14 protein-coding genes are annotated in these 17,270 nt (G+C 66.9%); 8 read left to right on the top strand and 6 right to left on the bottom strand.

The annotated features are described in order from the left end of the window. The first annotated feature begins 7 nt into the window (after positions 1–7). Positions 8–1,252: a CaiB/BaiF CoA-transferase family protein gene (locus tag MHZ91_RS00405; protein WP_239211299.1), complete on the top strand. Its 1,245-nt coding sequence runs from the start codon at positions 8–10 to the stop codon at positions 1,250–1,252. A 42-nt stretch (positions 1,253–1,294) separates the two neighbouring features. Next, positions 1,295–2,260, top strand: coding sequence for a tripartite tricarboxylate transporter substrate binding protein (locus MHZ91_RS00400; RefSeq protein ID WP_175184727.1), 966 nt, complete (start codon positions 1,295–1,297; stop codon positions 2,258–2,260). A gap of 94 nt (positions 2,261–2,354) precedes the next feature. Here the strand turns inward: MHZ91_RS00400 and MHZ91_RS00395 are convergent, their stop codons facing one another. Then, a complete protein-coding gene (locus MHZ91_RS00395) occupies positions 2,355–3,773 on the bottom strand; it encodes an MFS transporter (protein ID WP_239211298.1) in 1,419 nt (472 codons plus the stop codon). A gap of 144 nt (positions 3,774–3,917) precedes the next feature. On the opposite strand from MHZ91_RS00395, the gene MHZ91_RS00390 reads away from it, so the two are divergent. After that, positions 3,918–4,820 carry a LysR family transcriptional regulator gene (locus MHZ91_RS00390; protein ID WP_239211297.1) on the top strand — a complete coding sequence of 301 codons (903 nt, stop codon included), beginning with the start codon at positions 3,918–3,920 and terminating at the stop codon, positions 4,818–4,820. A 53-nt stretch (positions 4,821–4,873) separates the two neighbouring features. Here the strand turns inward: MHZ91_RS00390 and MHZ91_RS00385 are convergent, their stop codons facing one another. The 3 genes from MHZ91_RS00385 to MHZ91_RS00375 all read right to left on the bottom strand — a co-directional run bounded on the left by MHZ91_RS00385 (position 4,874) and on the right by MHZ91_RS00375 (position 11,914). Continuing rightward, positions 4,874–6,388 carry an argininosuccinate lyase gene (locus tag MHZ91_RS00385; RefSeq protein ID WP_239211296.1) on the bottom strand — a complete coding sequence of 505 codons (1,515 nt, stop codon included), beginning with the start codon at positions 6,386–6,388 and terminating at the stop codon, positions 4,874–4,876. 176 nt (positions 6,389–6,564) lie between these two features. Beyond that, positions 6,565–9,585, bottom strand: a complete 3,021-nt coding sequence (locus MHZ91_RS00380) for an autotransporter domain-containing protein (protein ID WP_239211295.1) — start codon at positions 9,583–9,585, stop codon at positions 6,565–6,567. 289 nt (positions 9,586–9,874) lie between these two features. Then, positions 9,875–11,914, bottom strand: coding sequence for a sensor histidine kinase (locus MHZ91_RS00375; RefSeq protein ID WP_239211294.1), 2,040 nt, complete (start codon positions 11,912–11,914; stop codon positions 9,875–9,877). Positions 11,915–11,992: 78 nt separating this feature from the next. Between MHZ91_RS00375 and MHZ91_RS00370 the strand changes: the two genes are divergently transcribed. Then, on the top strand, positions 11,993–12,691 hold the full coding sequence (locus tag MHZ91_RS00370) for a response regulator transcription factor (protein ID WP_239211293.1): 699 nt from the start codon (positions 11,993–11,995) through the stop codon (positions 12,689–12,691). Positions 12,692–12,709: 18 nt separating this feature from the next. Here MHZ91_RS00370 and MHZ91_RS00365 read toward each other — a convergent pair whose 3' ends face one another. Next, entirely contained in the window at positions 12,710–13,444 is a 735-nt protein-coding gene (locus tag MHZ91_RS00365; protein WP_239211290.1) for a DUF1971 domain-containing protein, read from the bottom strand. A gap of 118 nt (positions 13,445–13,562) precedes the next feature. Further along, the gene (locus tag MHZ91_RS00360) at positions 13,563–14,276 is read right to left on the bottom strand and encodes a Crp/Fnr family transcriptional regulator (protein WP_239211287.1); all 714 of its coding nucleotides are present in this window, start codon (positions 14,274–14,276) and stop codon (positions 13,563–13,565) included. A gap of 57 nt (positions 14,277–14,333) precedes the next feature. Here MHZ91_RS00360 and MHZ91_RS00355 point away from each other — a divergent pair, with 57 nt between their 5' ends. Genes MHZ91_RS00355 through MHZ91_RS00340 form a run of 4 tightly spaced genes read left to right on the top strand, consistent with a single transcriptional unit; the run spans position 14,334 to position 17,242 of the window. Continuing rightward, positions 14,334–15,338, top strand: a complete 1,005-nt coding sequence (locus tag MHZ91_RS00355) for an ABC transporter substrate-binding protein (protein ID WP_239211285.1) — start codon at positions 14,334–14,336, stop codon at positions 15,336–15,338. Next, on the top strand, positions 15,335–16,114 hold the full coding sequence (locus tag MHZ91_RS00350) for an ABC transporter permease (protein ID WP_105240696.1): 780 nt from the start codon (positions 15,335–15,337) through the stop codon (positions 16,112–16,114). Before MHZ91_RS00355 ends, MHZ91_RS00350 begins: the two co-directional genes overlap by 4 nt. Next, positions 16,107–16,805 carry an ATP-binding cassette domain-containing protein gene (locus tag MHZ91_RS00345; RefSeq protein ID WP_239211282.1) on the top strand — a complete coding sequence of 233 codons (699 nt, stop codon included), beginning with the start codon at positions 16,107–16,109 and terminating at the stop codon, positions 16,803–16,805. The genes MHZ91_RS00350 and MHZ91_RS00345 overlap by 8 nt, the downstream gene beginning before the upstream one ends. Then, entirely contained in the window at positions 16,802–17,242 is a 441-nt protein-coding gene (locus tag MHZ91_RS00340) for a CopD family copper resistance protein (protein ID WP_239211279.1), read from the top strand. Before MHZ91_RS00345 ends, MHZ91_RS00340 begins: the two co-directional genes overlap by 4 nt. Positions 17,243–17,270 lie beyond the last annotated feature (28 nt).

The raw sequence follows: 17,270 nt of genomic DNA, 5'->3' as shown, positions 1-17,270 counted from the left end.
GTGGGCGATGTCTGATTCATCGGAACATGCTGCACCAAGCCCCGAGGCCCGTCCGCGGGGCGCGCTGGACGGCCTGCGCGTCATCGACCTGTCGCGCGTCCTGGCCGGCCCGCTGTGCACGCAGATGCTGGCGGACCAGGGCGCGGATGTCATCAAGGTCGAGCCGCCCGGCGGCGACGAAACGCGCACGCTGGGCCCGCCGGTCAACGCCGACGGCGACGCCGCCTACTTCACCGCCGTCAACCGCGGCAAGCGCGCCATCGGGCTGGATCTGTCCAAGCCCGCCGGCCGCGACGTGCTGCTGGCGTTGCTGGCCGACGCCGACGTCCTGATCGAGAACTTCATCCCCGGCACGATGGCCAAGTGGGGCCTGGACTACGAGGCGGACCTGAAGCCCCGCTTTCCCCAGCTCATCCACTGCGCCATCACGGGCTTCGGCGAAGACGGGCCGCTGGGCGGCCTGCCCGGCTACGACGCGGTGCTGCAGGCCATGTGCGGCTTGATGAGCATCAACGGCGAGCCCGCCGGCGGACCAACCCGCGTCGGCGTGCCCATCGTCGACCACCTGACCGGTTACACCGCGCAGTCCGGCATCCTGCTGGCGCTTTACCACCGGGCGCGCACGGGTCTTGGCCAGCGGGTCGAGGTCACCCTGTTCGACACCGCGCTCAGCCTGCTGGTGCCGCATGCCGCCAACTGGATGCACACCGCCCAGACGCCGGGCCTCCTGGGCAGCGCGCATCCCAACATCGCGCCGTATGACCGCTACGCCTGCCGCGATGGCGAGATCTTCCTGGGCGTCGTCAACGACCGCCAGTTCCGCCGCTTCTGCGACTACGCGGGCCTGCCATCGTTGCCGGACGATCCGCGCTTTGCCACCAACCGGGCGCGGCTGTCGCACCGCGACGCGTTGCGGGACGCCATCGAAAGCGCCCTGGCGACGCGTGCGCGCGATGCGCTGTGCGCGGAACTGATGAAGCTTGGCGTACCGGCTGGGCCGGTCAACAGCGTGCCCGAAGCCTTTGCGCAGGCGCACACCGCGCATCGCGGCATGCGCGTCGAGCGCGATGGCTATCACGGCATCGGTCCCGCAGTCCGGCTGTCGCAAGCGCCCGCGCGCGTGGACCGGCTGCCGCCCGCCTATGCACAGCACACCGTCGAAGTCCTCCGGGAGGCCGGCTTCGGCGATTCACAGATCGCGGCGTTGCAGGAACAGGGCATCCTGCCGCGATGGCCGCCTCCCAAGCCCTAGCCGCAATCCCATGCAGCCATACATAAAAACGAGGAGACCACCATGAAGACCTTACGCCTGATCGCCGCGCTAGCGGCGCCGCTGCTGTTCGCGCAGCCCGCCGCGGCCGCCGACAGCTACCCCTCCAAACCCGTCAAGATCATCGTCCCCTACCAGGCCGGCCAGGGCACCGACGTCGCCGCCCGCTATCTGGCCGAATACCTGGCCCGCGACCTGGGCCAACCCTTCATCGTGGAGAACCGCCCCGGCGCGGGCGGCAACATCGGCGCGTCCGAAGCCGCGCGCGCCGCGCCCGACGGCTACACGCTGCTGATGGGCACCAACGGCACGCACGTGCTGAACCAGTACATGTACGCGTCCACCAACTTCGACCCGGAGAAGGACTTCGCGCCCGTCATGCTGGTCAGTTCGTTTCCCATGGTGCTGCTGACGACGCCGTCCTCGCCCTACGCCAGTCTGGCCGACCTGCGCAACAGCGCCAAGGCCAAGCCCGACAGCGTCAACGTCGGCATGCCCAGCACCACCGCGCGCCTCGTGTACGAACTGCTCAAGCAGCAAGGCGTCAACAGCGTTCGCGGCATCCCCTACAAGGGCTCGGCCACCGCCACGACGGACCTCTTGGGCGGCCAGGTGCAGGTCGGCATCGACACCGTCAGCGCCGCGCGCTCGTTCATCACCAGCGGCAAGCTGCGCCCGTTGGCGGTGACGTCGTTGAAGGAGTCGGCCCTGCTGCCCGGCGTGCCGTCGGTGGCGGGACAGGGGCTGGATGGGTTCCAGGTGATCGCGTGGAACGGCCTGTATGCACCGAAGGGCACGCCGCCGGCGGCGATCAAGCGATTGAACGAGGACCTGGCCAAGATCCTGGCGCGGCCGGAAGTGAAGCAGAAGCTGCTGGATCTGGGGCATGAACCGGGCGGCGGCACGCCCGAGGAACTGGCCGCGTTTGCACGCAGCGAACGGCAGAAGTGGCAGCCGCTGATCGTGCAGGCGGGGTTGAAGGCGGAGTGACTTCGGCGTAACCGTCAGCGTTGAGCGGCAACGCGGCGCAGGTCGTTCCACTGCGCCGCGGTTGCGACCGGCAACCTCATTAGCCAAAGCCGCCTTACGACCGGCCCGCAGCAAGCCTCAACCCGCCAACCGCCACCGCGGCCATCGCCAGCGCGCACAACACGGCGGCCATCACAAACGTCGTGTGCAACCCGGCCGACAGTTGAGCGGGCGCGGCATCAACCAGCGCCGTCGCCCCGGCGCCCACGGCAAACACCGCGCCCATCGCCGACGCACCGGTAATCAACCCCAAGTTGCGAGACAGGTTCAACATGCCAGACACGGCGCCGCGATCGTTGCTGCCCGCCCCGGCCATGACCGCGGTGTTGTTGGCTGCCTGAAACAGCGCATACCCGGCCGTCAGCACGCCCAACGCGACAACATATCCCGTCACGCCGAACGCTTCCGATCCCACGGGCAGCATCGCCGATGCGCCTGTCATTGTCATCAGCGCGGCGAGCGTCATGGGCCGGGCGCCATACCGGTCCACGCAGCGGCCGGCAGGTACGCCCGCCAGGGCAGCAACGAGCGGGCCGCAAGACATCGCCATTCCGACGCGCATCGCGTCCAGCCCCAAAGCCCCTGCCAGAAAGAACGGCCCAACTACCAAGGTGGCCATCATCACCGTCGCGACCAGCGCGTTGGCCACGAAGCCGCCCGCCAGCACGGGACTGGCCATCATCGCCGGCCGCACCAGCGGGTTTGCCGTCCGCGACTGCACCCACGCAAACAGGCCCGCGCCGCCCGCCGCCGCCGCAAGCAGAACACCGTTGAAAGTACCGAAGCTACCGCGTCCGAGCGTCATGGACAGCGCGTAGACCGCCAGCGTCAGCGACAGCAGCACGCTGCCCAGCCAATCAAAGCGCATCCTCTGCGCCGCAGCGCGTTGCGACTCGCGGGGCAGATGCCGCCACGCCAGCCAGAACGCCAGCAGGCCCAGCGGCAGATTGACGAGAAAGATCGCCCGCCATCCCGGACCCGCGATCAGCGCGCCGCCCAGCGTCGGCCCGAGTGCGGTGCCGGCCGCCGACATCGTGCCCAACAGGCCCATGGCGCTACCCGCCCTTCCCTTCTGCGCTGCCTCGCCGGCAAAGGCCATGGCCAGCGTCATCAGCACGGCCGCGCCCAGGCCCTGCGCGGCGCGCGCGGCCACCAGGGCCCACAGTCCGGGCGCGGCTGCGCACGTCACGGAGGCGACCGTAAACCAGGCGATCCCGGCCAGCATCAGGCGCCGCCGGCCAATCAGGTCGCCCAGCCGTCCGGCGCTGACCACAGCGGTCGTGATGGCCAGCAGGTAGGCCAGCACCACCCATTGCACCGACTGAAACGACGCGCCGAATGCGTGGGTGAACGCGGGCAGGCCCACGTTGGCGATGCTGGTGCCCAGGGACGCCAGCAGCATCGACAGGGACAGGCAGGCCAATAGCGAGAGGCGGGAGGGGGATGACGATACGGGCGAAGCGGCGAGCGACATGATGGCGACGTGCAAAGGGGAAATGGAATCCCAGCGTATGCCTCTCCCATGCCTGGCGGAAGACGCACCATTTGCAGCAAATACCTGCATGTGACGCCATGCCAGATCCCGGCGCGTTTTTCGCCGGCGTGCTACGTTTGCCGCATGTCCGCGCCCGACCTCAACCTTCTCATCACCCTGGATGCGCTGCTCTCCGAGGGCAGCGTGGCCGGCGCCGCCCGGCGTCTGCGCCTGAGTCCTTCCGCCATGAGCCGCGCGTTGGCGCGGCTGCGCGACACCACGGGCGATCCGCTGCTGGTGCGCGCCGGACGTGGTCTGGTTCCGACGCCCCGGGCGCTGGTGCTGCGCGAGCAGGTCGGCGGGCTGGTCAGGGATGCGCAAGCCGTGCTGCGTCCCTCGCAAGACCTTGATCTCGCATCGGTCGTTCGCACCTTCACGCTGCGCGTCACTGATGGCTTCGTGGAGAACTTTGGCGCGCGTCTGCTCGCGCTGATTGACGACCAAGCGCCGGGGGTGCGGTTGCGCTTCATGCAGAAACTGGACAAGGACAGCGCGCCGCTGCGCGAAGGCGCTGTGGACCTGGAAACCGGGGTGGTGGGCGAGTCGGCCAGTCCTGAACTGCGCACGCGCGCGCTGTTTCAGGATCGGTACATCGGCGTCATGCGCGCCGCCCATCCGCTGGCGCGCGGCAACGTCACGCTGACGCGTTATTTGGCGGCGCGCCACATTCTGATATCGCGCCGCGGACGGGATTCAGGCCCCATGGATGAAACTCTGGCACACGCCGGCCGCGTGCGCCAGATCGCCACGATTGCGGGCAGCTATTCAACGGCGCTGGCGCTGGCCCGCGAAACCGACATGATCGCCACGGTGCCCGATCGGCACACCGCCGTGATGCGCGAGGGCATGCGCAGCTTTGCGCTGCCGTTCGCGATGGCGCCCTTTACGGTGTCGATGCTGTGGCATCCGCGAATGGACGGCGATGCCGCCCATCGCTGGCTGCGCGGCATCGTGCTTCAGGCTTGCGGGACGAGCGTTCCCCGATAGGTCCGCTCAGAAAGGAGCGCGCCGGCGGCGCGCACAAATTCCGCCGGCGGGCGTTATTGCTTGGGCGCGCTGGCCACCAGTGCGTCGAACTGCTTGTCCAGTTCCGCCAGCGAATCGTGGATATGCGCGCGGCGCGCCTTGATCCACTTGTCCTGCGCGGCCAGCTGTTCGCGCGCGGCCTGGATCATGCGGTCCATTTCCTTGGGCTGCGGACCGCCGATGGTGGCGCGGTTCTTCACGATGGCCACAGGATCCAGCGTCGAGCGGAACTCGGCTTCGCTCATCGGCAGGTCGGTGCCGTACTTCGAGTCCTTCATTGCGTCGGCATAGATGCGGCGCGCCTGTTCATACGGAAAATCCAGCGGCTTGATGTTGTTCGCCTTGGCGTACGACACGACCTCGGACGCAAAGTGATGGCCCGCACGGAACGGCAGCTTGTACTTGTGCATCAGCACGTCCGCCAGCTCCTGCGAGGCCGTCCAGTCGCTGTTCAGCTCTTCCAGCGCACGGTCGGGGCTGATGACCATGGCCTTGAGCACGCGATCCCAGCGCTTGAGCGCCGAAATGCCGCTATCGACCATCGCGGAATTCTGCTTCACGTCCTTGGGATCGCTCATGCCCGGCGTGATGTTGTGCGTCTGCAGGACCGGCCCCATCGCCAAGGTCACTGCGGTGGATGCGTCGCTGCGCGTGTCGTTGAGCAGGCCCGGATTGCGCTTTTGCGGCATGGCGCTGGACACGTACGTGTTGCCGCCCCCTTCTTCCAGCAGGATCCACGGGCGCGACTGGGCGTATTGGGTCATGACGTCCTCGACGAAATTACCCGTGCGCAGCGCAATGCTGGTGACGATGGAGGCGACCTCGACGGGCTGGTCCATGGACGAGATCTGCGAGGCATCGTAGGCATTGTCGACCAGTGCCTCGAAGCCCAGGTATTGCGCCATGCGCTTGCGGTCCAGCGGCCAGCTCGTGCCGTTCAGCACGGTCGTGCCCATGGGCGACCGGTCGATGCGGACGTAGGCTTCGCGGATGCGCTGCGCGTCCCGCGCCAGACCTGCGGCCTGACCCAGCAGATAGTGTCCGTAACTGTTGGGCTGCGCGGCCACGCCGTTGGTGTAGTTGGGCACGATGGTGCCCGCGTGCTTGGCCGCCAGCTCCACCAGCGTGGTGGATGTGGCGTTCAACTGATCCGCCAGATCCAGCAGCTTGTCGCGCAGGATGGCGCTGCGATAGGTGGCGTGCATGTCCTGGCTGGAACGGCCGGCGTGCAGCAGGGTGATGTCTTCGCCCGCGGCCTTGATCAGCAGCGGTTCAAAGGTGATGACGGTGGCCGGCCGTTTGGCGCCGGGCTGGTTGCCGTCGTGGATGACTTTTGCGACGCCAGCCGCCAGGCGTGGCGCCATGGACTTGTCGAGCAGGCCTTCGTCGGCGTTGATCACCGTGGTGGCCTTGTTGATTTCTCCCAACCAGAAGAAGGGGTCACGCGGCGGAGATTGCTGCGCGGTGGCCGCATTGCCGGCCAGCGTTAGCACCAGGGCGGCGCCCAGGGTGGGAAGAAACTGTCTCATGGCGTTCTCGTTATAGGGGTGACCGGACAGTGTATCGGAGCGCGTTTTCGCCGGACACCCGGTATTGCACGGAGGCGCGGGAGCCTGACAACGGGCTGAGCGAAGATAGACCGCCGACGCAAAAAAAGCCGGCCTCCGAAGAGGCCGGCCTTTCGCATCCGCCGAGACGGAATGCCTTAGAAGCGCCAGCTCACGTTGACGGTGCCGGTGTTCTGACGGTTGCCGTCGCCGAACTGACCCGAGTACGCCAGGCCCAGCGTGGCGTTCTTGCTCATCGCCAGGTCCACGCCGACTTCCATCACAGCCGCGTCACGCGCCAACGGGTTGCCCGCCACCGTGAACGGCTGGCTGCCGTCGAACGACATCGTGGCTTCCGGATTGACGTCGCCGTAGGCATGGCGCCAGCCCAGCATGCCGCGCAGACGGCCCGCGGTGTCCTTCACGTCAAACGTGGTTTGCGCGCGCAGGCCCAGCGTGGTGGTGCCCACGTTGTTGGTGCTGCTGCGACCGCTCAGCGCGGCGTCACCGCCCGACTCCGAGAAGCCGCGGGTGCGCAGGTCACTGAAGTCGGCGCCGAAGAACGGTTCCAGCGTGACACGGTCGTTCAGCGGGATCGCGTAGCCGACGTCGGTGAAGACCTGGCCGGTGCTGGCGCTGTAGTCAGCCTTCAGTTCCTGGTACTGGCCTGCCGCGTTGATGTTGCGCTTGCTGTCGATGTCATGCCACGTGTAGGCCAGGCCAGCGGTGAAGTTGATTTTGCCCGAGCCGGCTTCGAACGACTTTCCGCCGTACAGGATCGCGCTGTAGCTGTTCACGTCGGACTTGGCCGAACGGTCGTCCACGGTGATGCGGCTGTCGGTGTAACCGAACGCGCCACCCAGGCGCCAACCGTTGCCCACGCCGTGGTCGCCGCCGACGAAGATGCCGACATCACGTTCACGGGACTTGGCGACGTTGCCGTTGCCGTCCATCGAGCGCCAGTTGCCGAAGGCCTGCGCCCACAGCGGCTGCGCGTTCGAACGCGGCAGCATGGAGGCGTCGCCGCGGCCGACTTGCGCCGTGGGCGGGCCGGGGATGAAGCCGGCGTTCATGTTGGCGCGCAGTTGTGCCGTGGGCAGGCTGGCGACGTTGTTGCTGACGTTCTGCATCGCGGTCACGCTGCTGCCGAACGATTCGCCCGACAGATCGGCGAACACGCCGGCCGGCGCGCCGTTGGGCAGGTTCAGGACACGCGTGTACAGCGAGCTGGTCTTGGGCAGGGTTTGCACCGCGTTCGCCGCCGAACGCTGGTTGCCGGTCACGGCCAGGTCGGCGAACTCGATCGGACGGGTACCGCTGTCCGTGTTGCCGCCGCCGTTGTCGACGGGCTTACCCGGGCTGGGCTTGGTGTCCGGCTCGGTCGGCTTGGGGTCCGGGTTGGTCGGCTTCGGGTCCGGGTCCACGGGCACCTGCTTCATGTCCAGCTTCAGCACCACGTCGTTGCCTTCCTGGTTCAACGTCGGTTGCAGATAAGCCAGATCGCTGGACACGCCGCCAAACTTGCCGTTCACGCTGTTGGCCGACAGGATCGTGTAGGCGGTCGATGCGGCGTACGTGCCGCCCGAACCGATATGCACGACGTTACCGGCCAGGTTGGCCGTGCCCGTGACGTTCACGCGGTCGCTCTTGCCATCGTCGGTTGCATCGACGCGGTAGGTCGAGCCGGGCATGAAGGTCAGGTCGCCGTTCACCGTCACGGTGCCGATTTCGGAATTGGTCGGGATGATGCCGATCGACCCAATCGGCGCGAGCGTCATGGCCGACATCATCACGTGGCCCGTTTTCGCGGCGGTGCCCGGCGACAGCGTTGCGCCCGACGCCAGCGTCGTGTTGCCCACATCGCCGGAACCGGCCAGGGTGCCGTTCACGGTCAGCAGGCCATTGACCTTCGTGCCGGACAGCGTGAGCGTCTTGCCCGCTGCGACGTTCACGGCGCCGACGGTGATGTTGCCTTGGGGCGCATAGTTGGTGTTGATGTTCACCGTGCTGGTGCCGCCGCCGCTGGCAAACAGGAAGCTGTGCTGGTTGTCCTCGCCGGTGATGGCGCCATAGATGTTGCCGCCGTCGATATTCAACGTGGAGGCGCCAAGGCGCACGTCGCCGATGATGGTGCCGGTGTTCGTGATCACCATCGGCTGGCCGGCGCCCTCGACGTCGACCGCGACACTGCTGGAGGCGAACATGTAGGTGTTGGCGAGGATCGAGCCGCTGTTGACGATGCCGCCCGTCACTTCGGCGCCGCCGCTCACCATGATGCCGCCGTTGATGGTCTGCGAGTTTTCGATGCGTCCGTCGACGGTGCTGCCATTGCGCACTTCCACCGCCAGATTGCTGCTCGGGAAGATCGGGGAGGGAGAGCTCGCGTAGATGACGCCGGCATTGACGATGTTGCCCTTCACCTGCGAATTGTCGCCGATCAGGATGCCGCCGTTCAGGGTGCCTTTGTTGTCGATGTTGCCGGCGACAGTGCTGCCATTCCTGAGTTCCAGGGCCAGATTGTTCACCGGCATGGACGAGGAGGTGATGTTGTTCGCGTTGACGGTGCCGATGTTGACGATGTCGCTATTCACGGCAGAGGCGTCCCTGACCAGAATGCCGCCGTTGATCGTGCCGTTGTTTTCGATGCCGCCGGTGACCACGCTGTTGTTCGAGATATCAATCGCCAGACCGCTCGTCGGGAAAACGACGGAATTGCTGTCGGAATGGATGATTCCGTTGTTGATGATCTTGCCGCCGACGGTGCTGAAGCTGGTGATCGTCACGCTGGAACTCGACGGCTGAGCCATGGGCGAGACGCCTGCAAAACCGAAGATGATGTATCGGCCGTAGAGATCGCCGTTGTTGACGATGTCGCCGCTCACTTTGCCTTGGGCGAGACCCACGCCGTAAGCCGTGCTGTTGGCTTCGTTGCGGATGTTTCCGTTCAGCGTCGACGCTTCCACCGAGAAGGAGCCGTCGTAGTACCCGCCCTGCAGGCGCGCGCTGTTGATGAGGTCGCCATTCCGCACCGCACCGCTCTGCAGGCGAATGTAGGGATAGTTGGAGGACGCCGTGTTTTCGATGTTGCCAAACACGAGGGGATCCGCGTATCCATCCTGCAGATACTCCGGGCTGATCTGCGCCAGCGCGTACGGGGTGGCAATAGGCGAAAGGCTCAAGCTAAGCAATACAGCAATACGAGTAAGCGGGAAGCGGCGAGACATTTTGTAGTGACCATGTAAATTTCGTGTCTGAAATGTACCGATCATTGCAAAACGGAATCTGAGCAAATCTGAGCGATTTGTAAGATCCGAGAATCCGCCACCTCAAATCGCGCAAATTAGGCAGAGAATCGCGCGCTTTTCCCGATTTTGAATGCAGCTACCCAAGGCGTCGCCTGAAACAAATAGATGCGTTCACGCAACAATCGCGCGCCGCGACGCGCCGATTCATGTGCCGACCACGCGGTCAGGCTGCTGCGGCGTGGGGCAAATTCAGGCAGAAAGACACCGGTTCGTCCCCGCCGGCCGACGACAGCGCGACGGATCCGCCAAGCCGCTCTGCAATCGAACTCACCAGATACAGGCCCAAGCCCGCCCCGGGATGCCGCATGGCGTTGTGGCCGCGGTAGTACTTCTGGAACAGCCGTTCCTGCTCGGCAGGCGGAATGCGGCTGCCAGGATTGGAGACGGCGATGCGCAGCATGTCCCCCTCTTCGCTTACCAAGACGCTCACCCTTCCACCTGCCTCGCAATGCCGGTCAGCATTGGCCAGCAGATTGCGCAGGGCAATCCGCAACATGCCCGCGTCGCAATCGAGCGCGCGTATGGGCGTCTCGTAGGTGCTTTGCACCCGCCCCGGCGGATACTCGCTCGCCAGGTCCTGCAGCAGCGCCGGCAGATCGCACCGGGTCATGCGCAGCTCGGCGCGCGGTTCACGCATGCGGTCATCGGTCAGGTATTCGTCCACCAGCGCCAGCAGGCGCGTGGCCGCATTGCGGATGTTGGCGCACCGCGCCAGGCTTTTTTCCAGCGGCGCAGCCAGGTTGCGGCCAAGCTGCTGCGCCGACGTCGTGATGATCGCCAGCGGCGTGCGGAATTCGTGCGACACCATCGCCACGAATTCGCGCTGCTCCGTGAACATCTGCCGTTCCTTTTCCAGCGACGTGCGCAGCTCGCCCTCCAGCGCCACGCGGCGTTCGATCTCGCCTTGCATTTCGGCCGTGCGCAGCGCAACTTCGCGTTCCAGCCAGTGGCTGTGCTGGCGTGCCAGATCGGCCGCCAGGTTGGCCTGCTGCAGTTCGCGGACGCGGCGGCGGCGTTCGTAACGGCCAACAATGAACAGACTCAGCAGCAGCATGTGCAGCATCGTGCCCAGCGTGGAGACGTATTCGGTGAAGGCGTTGACCGGAAACACCCCGAGGTTGCGCAGGAAGGCGATCAGCACGCCCAGGTAGAACACCCCGAACGCCAACGCGAAAAAGCGCGCCGGCCGCCAGCCGCGCTTGAGCAGATAAGCCGCCAGCGTGGTGAAGCCCACGATCACCAGCAGCGCCAGCGCCTGAATCGGCTGCATGCCGGCGCCGTAGTGCCCCGTCACGATCAGCGCGGCGCAGATCGCGGCGATGCCCCAGAACAGCCAGTCCAGCCAGCGCACGGCGCGCGGATAGAGGGCTTCCAGGTTCAACTGGCGGAACGCGACACGCAGCGCCACCGGCAGGCTGACGGCGATGCCAACGCCCAGCAGCCGATCGCTCCAGGCCACCGGCAGGCCGGTCAACTGCTGCACCAGCCCCAGCGACAGGACTTCGTTGAAGACGCAATTGCCGATGTAGGCCAGGAACAATCCGCTCATCGGCGCGCGCGTGACCAGCCAGAACGCCGCGTGCGCGCAGATCAGCAGCAGATAGAAGCCGAAATACAGCCCGAACAGCAGGCCCTCGCGGCGCGACTGGTTGTCGAACGCCAGCCGCTGCCAGACTTCCAGCCGCGTCGCCATGGCGTTCTTGCTTTGCAACCGCACCAGGATGACGTATTCGCCTGGCTTGGACGGATTGAACTGGATCACGGGGCTGCGATAGTCCACCGGCCATTTGCGCCGCGCCAGGTCCTCGCCGCTGCGTCCCAGCATCGTCCAGCCGCCGCCATGGCCCACGTAGATGCGCGCGTCGTCCAGCAGTGCGTTGGTCAGCCGCAGCATCCAGCCGCCGTGCATGACCTTATCGACCTGCACGGGCAGGCGCAGCCAGATCGTCGCGGGCGTGAAGCCGGCGCTAAGGCTGCCCGGCAGCGGCGTCCAGCCGTTCGCGCTGGCGGCATTTCCCACGTCGAGCTCGCCATCGGGATCGATCAGGCGCTCAAGATGCCCGGCCGCGTCCTGGACGCTATGGAAGCCATCCAGGCGCAGCGGCTCGGCGCGCGCCGGTGCGGCCGCGGCCAGCAGGCCCGCGAACAGGCAGGCCAGCAGCGTCAGCCACAGCGTGGCCCTGGAGTAACATTCCCGTTTCATCAATCGCAATCTACGCAGCATTTCCGTGCAACCCGGCAGATTACACCAGCCCCTCACGCTGCATTCCTCAGGCGCTTCATGCCTGAAGTGATCCTGCTCGAAGATGAACCCGTGCTGCGTCAGGAGCTGGGCGAATTCCTCGAAGAGCTGGGATACGCCCCCTCGTGCGTGTCCAGCCTGCAGGAATTCGACCAGCGTTTCGACCCCGCCCGCCATCATCTGGCCGTCATCGACATCGGTCTCCCGGATGGCTGCGGCCTGGACCTGATTCAGCGTCTGCGCCACGAAGGCCAGCAAGTGGGCATCGTGGTGTTCAGCGCGCGGCAGACCGGTCCTGACCGGATTTCGGGCCTGGGCATGGGCGCCGACCACTATCTGGGCAAGGGTTGCGACCTGGACGAACTGGCTGCAACGCTGGCCGCGCTGGTGCGCCGGCTGGGGCTGCCTCAGCCGGGCCGGGATCAGGCGCCTTTGAGCTGGCTGCTTGAAATCGGCCCCCGCCGCCTGCACATTCCTGGCGCGGCGGCCATGCCGCTGTCGCAGCAGGACCTGACCGTGCTGCATTGCCTGATGAGCCAGCCCGGCGAAAACATCAGCCGCCGGCAGATCGTCGAAGCCCTCGGCGCCGATTACCTGGACTACGACCAACGCCGGCTCGATACGCAGATGCGCCGGCTGCGCCGCCGCGTCGAAGCCCTGAGCGGCCAGACGCTGCCCGTCAAGACACTGCGCAGCAGCGGCTACTGCTTCTATCAGGCTGCAAAGGTCAAGGACTGATCGCGGCCGCGCCGCGCATCAGGCTTCGGCCGCCCGGCAGAACGTGATCTGGAAACGACCCGGCAGTTCAAACGCCACGTGATGCCGCACGCCGGGTTCGATCACCACCTGCTGGCCCGCGGTCAGCACGGCTTCGGTATGCGGGGCATCGTCCAGCACAAAACGCAGCACGCCCGCGTGCACCTTCAACAGTCCCCACGTGCCGGCCTTGGTGGAATGCGCGGCCTTCAGCGCGTCCGGCAGGTTGTCCGGCGTGAACACGGGACTGTCCTTATAGGGCTGCACGCCGGGCGGCAAGCGGTCGGGCAGGCTGACGATGTCCGCCCGCGCCTGCCAGACGGCCCACAGCTTGGCCGCGATGCGATCGGCCATTGCGTCCGCCGTCGTCTGCAGCTGCACGTGTCCCAGCGCCGCCGTCGTGGCGTGAAAGAGCGCCAGCCAACGTTCAAAGAGCGGCCACGACAGATCTGGAATGCGCGCATGCGCCGGGATCGGCGCTCCCTTGAAGCGGCGCGTGCCCAACACCAGCGACGACCAGAAATCGCAGAGCAGCGACAGATGATGGTCCCAGTCCTTCACGCGCGCATTGAAGATCGGACCCAGCACCTCGTCTTCGCGCACCTTGGCGTAGAAGGTGTGGACCAGCCTGCGGATGTCGTCTTCGGTGGGGGCTGGCGTCGGGCTAGCGGGTTCGGATTGCGGCGTGAAAGGCATGAAAGGCGGGAAGCGCTTGGACGTGAGAACGCCTGCCATTCTCCGCACGCCGCGCGTCCGGTCACATGACGAAGGTCATTGGCGCGCGCGCCTTTTCACGTCACGCGACCGCATAAAAAGCGCGCCCGATCCCGGCGCACGCGTGCGTTTGAGCGTGTCAGAACGGCCGTTTGGCCGTCATCGACAGGCTGGCCAGATGGGCCGGATCAGTCACCACCCACTGGCTACGCTTGCCGCTGATATAGCCCTGCGCCTGCCAGTCGTTCAGCAGCCGGCTCAGCGTTTCAGCGCGTATGCCCAAATGCGCCGCAAGCTGGCGCTGGTTCAGCGGCAGCGTCAGCGTGGCGCCCTGCCGTTCCTGCAGCCCCATCAGGTAGTTCGCCAGCCGTTCCGCTGCAGAACTGGACGTCATCCAGTCGACCTTGTTCACCTGGTCATAAACCGCCTGGCTCATACCGGCGAGCAGCTTGAGCGCCAGATCGGGCCAGCGCCGGCACGCGTCGTGCAGCTTCGTGCGGGCCAGCCGCCAGCACTGCACATCCGTCCGCGCGCGCGCCTGCATCGGATAGCGGCCGTGCGGCATGAACATCGCGGCCTCGGCCATCAGCTGCCCTGGCTCGAAAACCCGGAACACGCGCTCGTCGCCGTTGTAGCTGTAGCGCATGACCTCGGCTTGCCCGGTTTCAACCAGCAGGTAGTGGCGCGCCTCGTCGCCTTCGCCGAACAGGATCTGCCCGGCCGGCGCCCGCAGCACGCTCGCCTCGAGCAGAAGATCGTCGGCCACGCCCGCCGGTAATCCGGCCAGCAGCGGATGCTGTGCAAGCAGGCGGACGGCCGCCGCGCGCGGCTCGAGCACATTGATATTTGTCATTCTGCGTCTTTCGGCTTGAGTGTGAGAATAAAACGATAATAGTTCCTATTTAGAATAATGACCTCACCTCAGCAAACCCGCCGCCGCTTCTGCGCCGCGGCGTTGGGCGCCGCCCTCCTGCCGCGCCTTGCAACTGTCCGGGCCGCCACGCTCGAACGCCGGGCCCAACTGACCCTCGCGGGACCGGGCGCCGTGGTCAGCTATCCGCTGATGCACATGGCGGCCACCGGCGCGCTGGCCGATCACACCGACAAGCTGCGCTTCCGCTTGTGGCAGACGCCGGACCAATTGCGCACGCTGCTGGTGAACCGCGACGTCGAGTTCAGCGCGGCGCCCAGCACCCTGCCCGCCCTGCTGCACAACCGCGGCATGCCGGTGCGCCTGTTGAACATCTCGGTCTGGGGCATTCTGTGGCTCGTCAGCCGCAACCCCGACGTCAAGACCTTCGCCGACCTGGCGGGACGCGAGCTGGTCGCGCCCTTCCAGCGCGATCTGCCCGCCGTGCTGCTGGACACCTTGCTGCAGGCCCAGGCCGACAAAGGCCTGGCGCCGGTTACGCTGCGCCGCACCCGCGACGGCCAGGACGCCATCGCCCTCATGCTGAGCGGTCAGGCGGAAAGCGTGCTGCTCGTCGAACCCATGGCCTCGCTGCTGCTGTGGCGCGCGCAACAGGCCGGCGGCATGGCGCTGCACCGCGGCCAGAGCCTGGAAGCCGCGTGGCGCGGCAGCTTTCCCGAACAGCCTTCATTGCCGCAAGCCGGCGTCATGGCCGGCGCAGGCGTCGCGGACGATACCGCGCTGTGCCGCGCGGTGGACGCCGCCTACGCCGCGTCGGCGCGCTGGTGCGCGGCCAACCCCGAGGCCTGCGCCGACCTCGTGCGCGAACACCTTCCGCACCTGCCCGCGCCGGCTGTCGTGACTGCGATTCGCGGCACGCGGCTGGACAGCCGCAGCGCCCGCGACGCCCGTCCCGAGCTGGAAGCGCTGTACCGCCTGCTGGCCGGCCGCTTTCCGCAGGCCATCGGCGGCGAGCTGCCCCCTGTCGGCTTCTACGGACCATGAGCGCCCCCGCCGCAAGTCCCGCGCGCACGTCGCGCGGCTGGAGCGTGGCCGGCGTCCTGCTGTTGCTGCTGGCATGGCACCTGACCGCCCGCCATCTTGGCCCGCTGCTCATGGCCACGCCCTGGGACGCGCTGCGCGCCATCGGCCCCCTCGTGCGCAGCGAACAGTTCTTCGCCAACGCAGGCGTCAGCCTGATGCGCATCGGCGTGGGCGTGCTGGCCGGCGCCTCCATCGGCTTCACGCTCGGCGTGCTGGCCGGGCACAGCGCGCGCCTGCGTGGCCTCATCGAACCTGTGCGCTGGCTGCTGATGGCCGTGCCGCCCGTGGTGATGGTGGTGCTGGCCATGCTGTGGTTCGGCATGGGATCGCCCATGGTCATCTTCATCACGACGCTGATGATGGCGCCCGGCATGTACGTCAACACCGTCAAGGGCATGCTGCACGTGGACCGGCGGCTGATGGAGATGACGCACGTCTATCGCTACGGCCCGTGGCTGCGCCTGCGCCACCTCTACCTGCCCGCGCTCAGCGCGCCGCTCCTGGCTGCGTTGCTCATCGCCCTGTGCGGCGGCGTGCGGCTGGTGGTGATGGCCGAAGTGCTCGGCGCGGAAAACGGCATCGGCTATGCGCTCGCCAATGCCCGCAGCACGTTCGACACCGCCGAACTCTTTGCGTGGGTGCTGCTGATCTTCGGCCTGGTCGCGCTGCTTGAATTTGCACTGCTGCAGCCGTTGCAGCGCCGCCTGGGACGCTGGATGGAGCCGAGCCATGCTTGAAATGCAAAACCTCGTGCTGCGCTTTGGCGCCCAGCCGGTGCTGGCCCGCATCGACCTGCAACTGGCTGCCGGAGAGCGGCTGGGCCTTGCCGGCCCCAGCGGCGCGGGCAAGAGCTCGCTGCTGCGTCTGGCGGCGGGACTGCTCGCGCCCACGGCAGGCACGCTGCGCAACACGTTCCGGCATCCGGTGCTGATGTTCCAGGAGCCGCGCCTCTTGCCCTGGCGCAATGCGCGCGACAACGTGGCGCTGCCGCTGCGCGCCACCGGCCTGCGCATGGCCGACGCCCGCGCGAAAGCGGATGAATGGCTGGCCCGGGTCGGGCTGGTGGGTGCGGGCAATGCCTGGCCGGGAGAGCTGTCGGGCGGCATGGCGCAGCGGGTCTCGCTGGCCCGCGCGCTGGCGCTGGAGCCCGACCTGCTGCTGCTCGACGAACCCTTCAGCGCGCTCGACCCCGCGCTGCGCCGCCAGCTCTCCGCGTGCTGCCACGAAGAAATCGCGCGTCTGGGCGCGGCCCTTATCTGCATCAGCCACGACCCGCAGGAACTGCTGGGCCTGGTCGACCGCTGCGTCATGGTCGGCAACGGCCGCCTCGAACCCGTCTCGATCAGCGGGTCTATTGGCAGCCCGCAGCGCGCCGCCGACGCCGAACGCCTGCACGCCCTGCTGCTCGACTCAAGGAAGCAACCATGACCTACCTCGTCCTGCACATCGTGCATCTGTTCGCCGCATTCATCTTCATCGGCACCGTGATCTTCGAAGTGCTGTTCCTCGAACCCGTCGCCAGACGCCTGCCCGCCGACGTGCGCCGCGCGCTGTCGCAGCAACTGGCGCCGCGCGTGCGCGGCGTAATGCCCTGGGTTCTGGTCGTGCTCTACGCCTGCGGACTGGGCATGGCCTGGCACTACCGCGCCGTGCTCGCCAGCCCTGGCAGTTCGGCCTTCGCCGCCTTGCTGCTCTTGAAGATGGCGCTGGCCGGCAGCGTGCTGCTGCACGTCATCACGGCCATGACGCTGGCGCGCAGCCAACGCCTGCACGCCGCGCTCCGTTCACGCGTACATCTGAGCGTGTTCTGTCACATGGCCGGCATCGTATTGCTGGCCAAGACCATGTTTCACATTTCCTGGTAACGCCCAGGCCCGTCCTTCGTGGAATCCA

The sequence above is a fragment of the Achromobacter sp. ACRQX genome (assembly GCF_022346505.1).
GTDB classification, from domain to species: Bacteria; Pseudomonadota; Gammaproteobacteria; order Burkholderiales; family Burkholderiaceae_B; genus Achromobacter; species Achromobacter animicus.
The sequence above is the reverse complement of the archived record's forward strand: the minus strand, read 5'-3'. Positions and strand labels throughout refer to the sequence as shown.

Coding starts and splice junctions, on each gene's coding strand:
- MHZ91_RS00405 (WP_239211299.1), top strand. CDS start 8: ATGTCTGATTCATCGGAACATGCTGCACCAAGCCCCGAGGCCCGTCCG.
- MHZ91_RS00350 (WP_105240696.1), top strand. CDS start 15,335: ATGAGCGCCCCCGCCGCAAGTCCCGCGCGCACGTCGCGCGGCTGGAGC.
- MHZ91_RS00355 (WP_239211285.1), top strand. CDS start 14,334: ATGACCTCACCTCAGCAAACCCGCCGCCGCTTCTGCGCCGCGGCGTTG.
- MHZ91_RS00340 (WP_239211279.1), top strand. CDS start 16,802: ATGACCTACCTCGTCCTGCACATCGTGCATCTGTTCGCCGCATTCATC.
- MHZ91_RS00365 (WP_239211290.1), bottom strand. CDS start 13,444: ATGGCAGGCGTTCTCACGTCCAAGCGCTTCCCGCCTTTCATGCCTTTC.
- MHZ91_RS00360 (WP_239211287.1), bottom strand. CDS start 14,276: ATGACAAATATCAATGTGCTCGAGCCGCGCGCGGCGGCCGTCCGCCTG.
- MHZ91_RS00385 (WP_239211296.1), bottom strand. CDS start 6,388: ATGAGACAGTTTCTTCCCACCCTGGGCGCCGCCCTGGTGCTAACGCTG.
- MHZ91_RS00395 (WP_239211298.1), bottom strand. CDS start 3,773: ATGTCGCTCGCCGCTTCGCCCGTATCGTCATCCCCCTCCCGCCTCTCG.
- MHZ91_RS00390 (WP_239211297.1), top strand. CDS start 3,918: ATGTCCGCGCCCGACCTCAACCTTCTCATCACCCTGGATGCGCTGCTC.
- MHZ91_RS00375 (WP_239211294.1), bottom strand. CDS start 11,914: ATGAAACGGGAATGTTACTCCAGGGCCACGCTGTGGCTGACGCTGCTG.
- MHZ91_RS00345 (WP_239211282.1), top strand. CDS start 16,107: ATGCTTGAAATGCAAAACCTCGTGCTGCGCTTTGGCGCCCAGCCGGTG.
- MHZ91_RS00400 (WP_175184727.1), top strand. CDS start 1,295: ATGAAGACCTTACGCCTGATCGCCGCGCTAGCGGCGCCGCTGCTGTTC.
- MHZ91_RS00370 (WP_239211293.1), top strand. CDS start 11,993: ATGCCTGAAGTGATCCTGCTCGAAGATGAACCCGTGCTGCGTCAGGAG.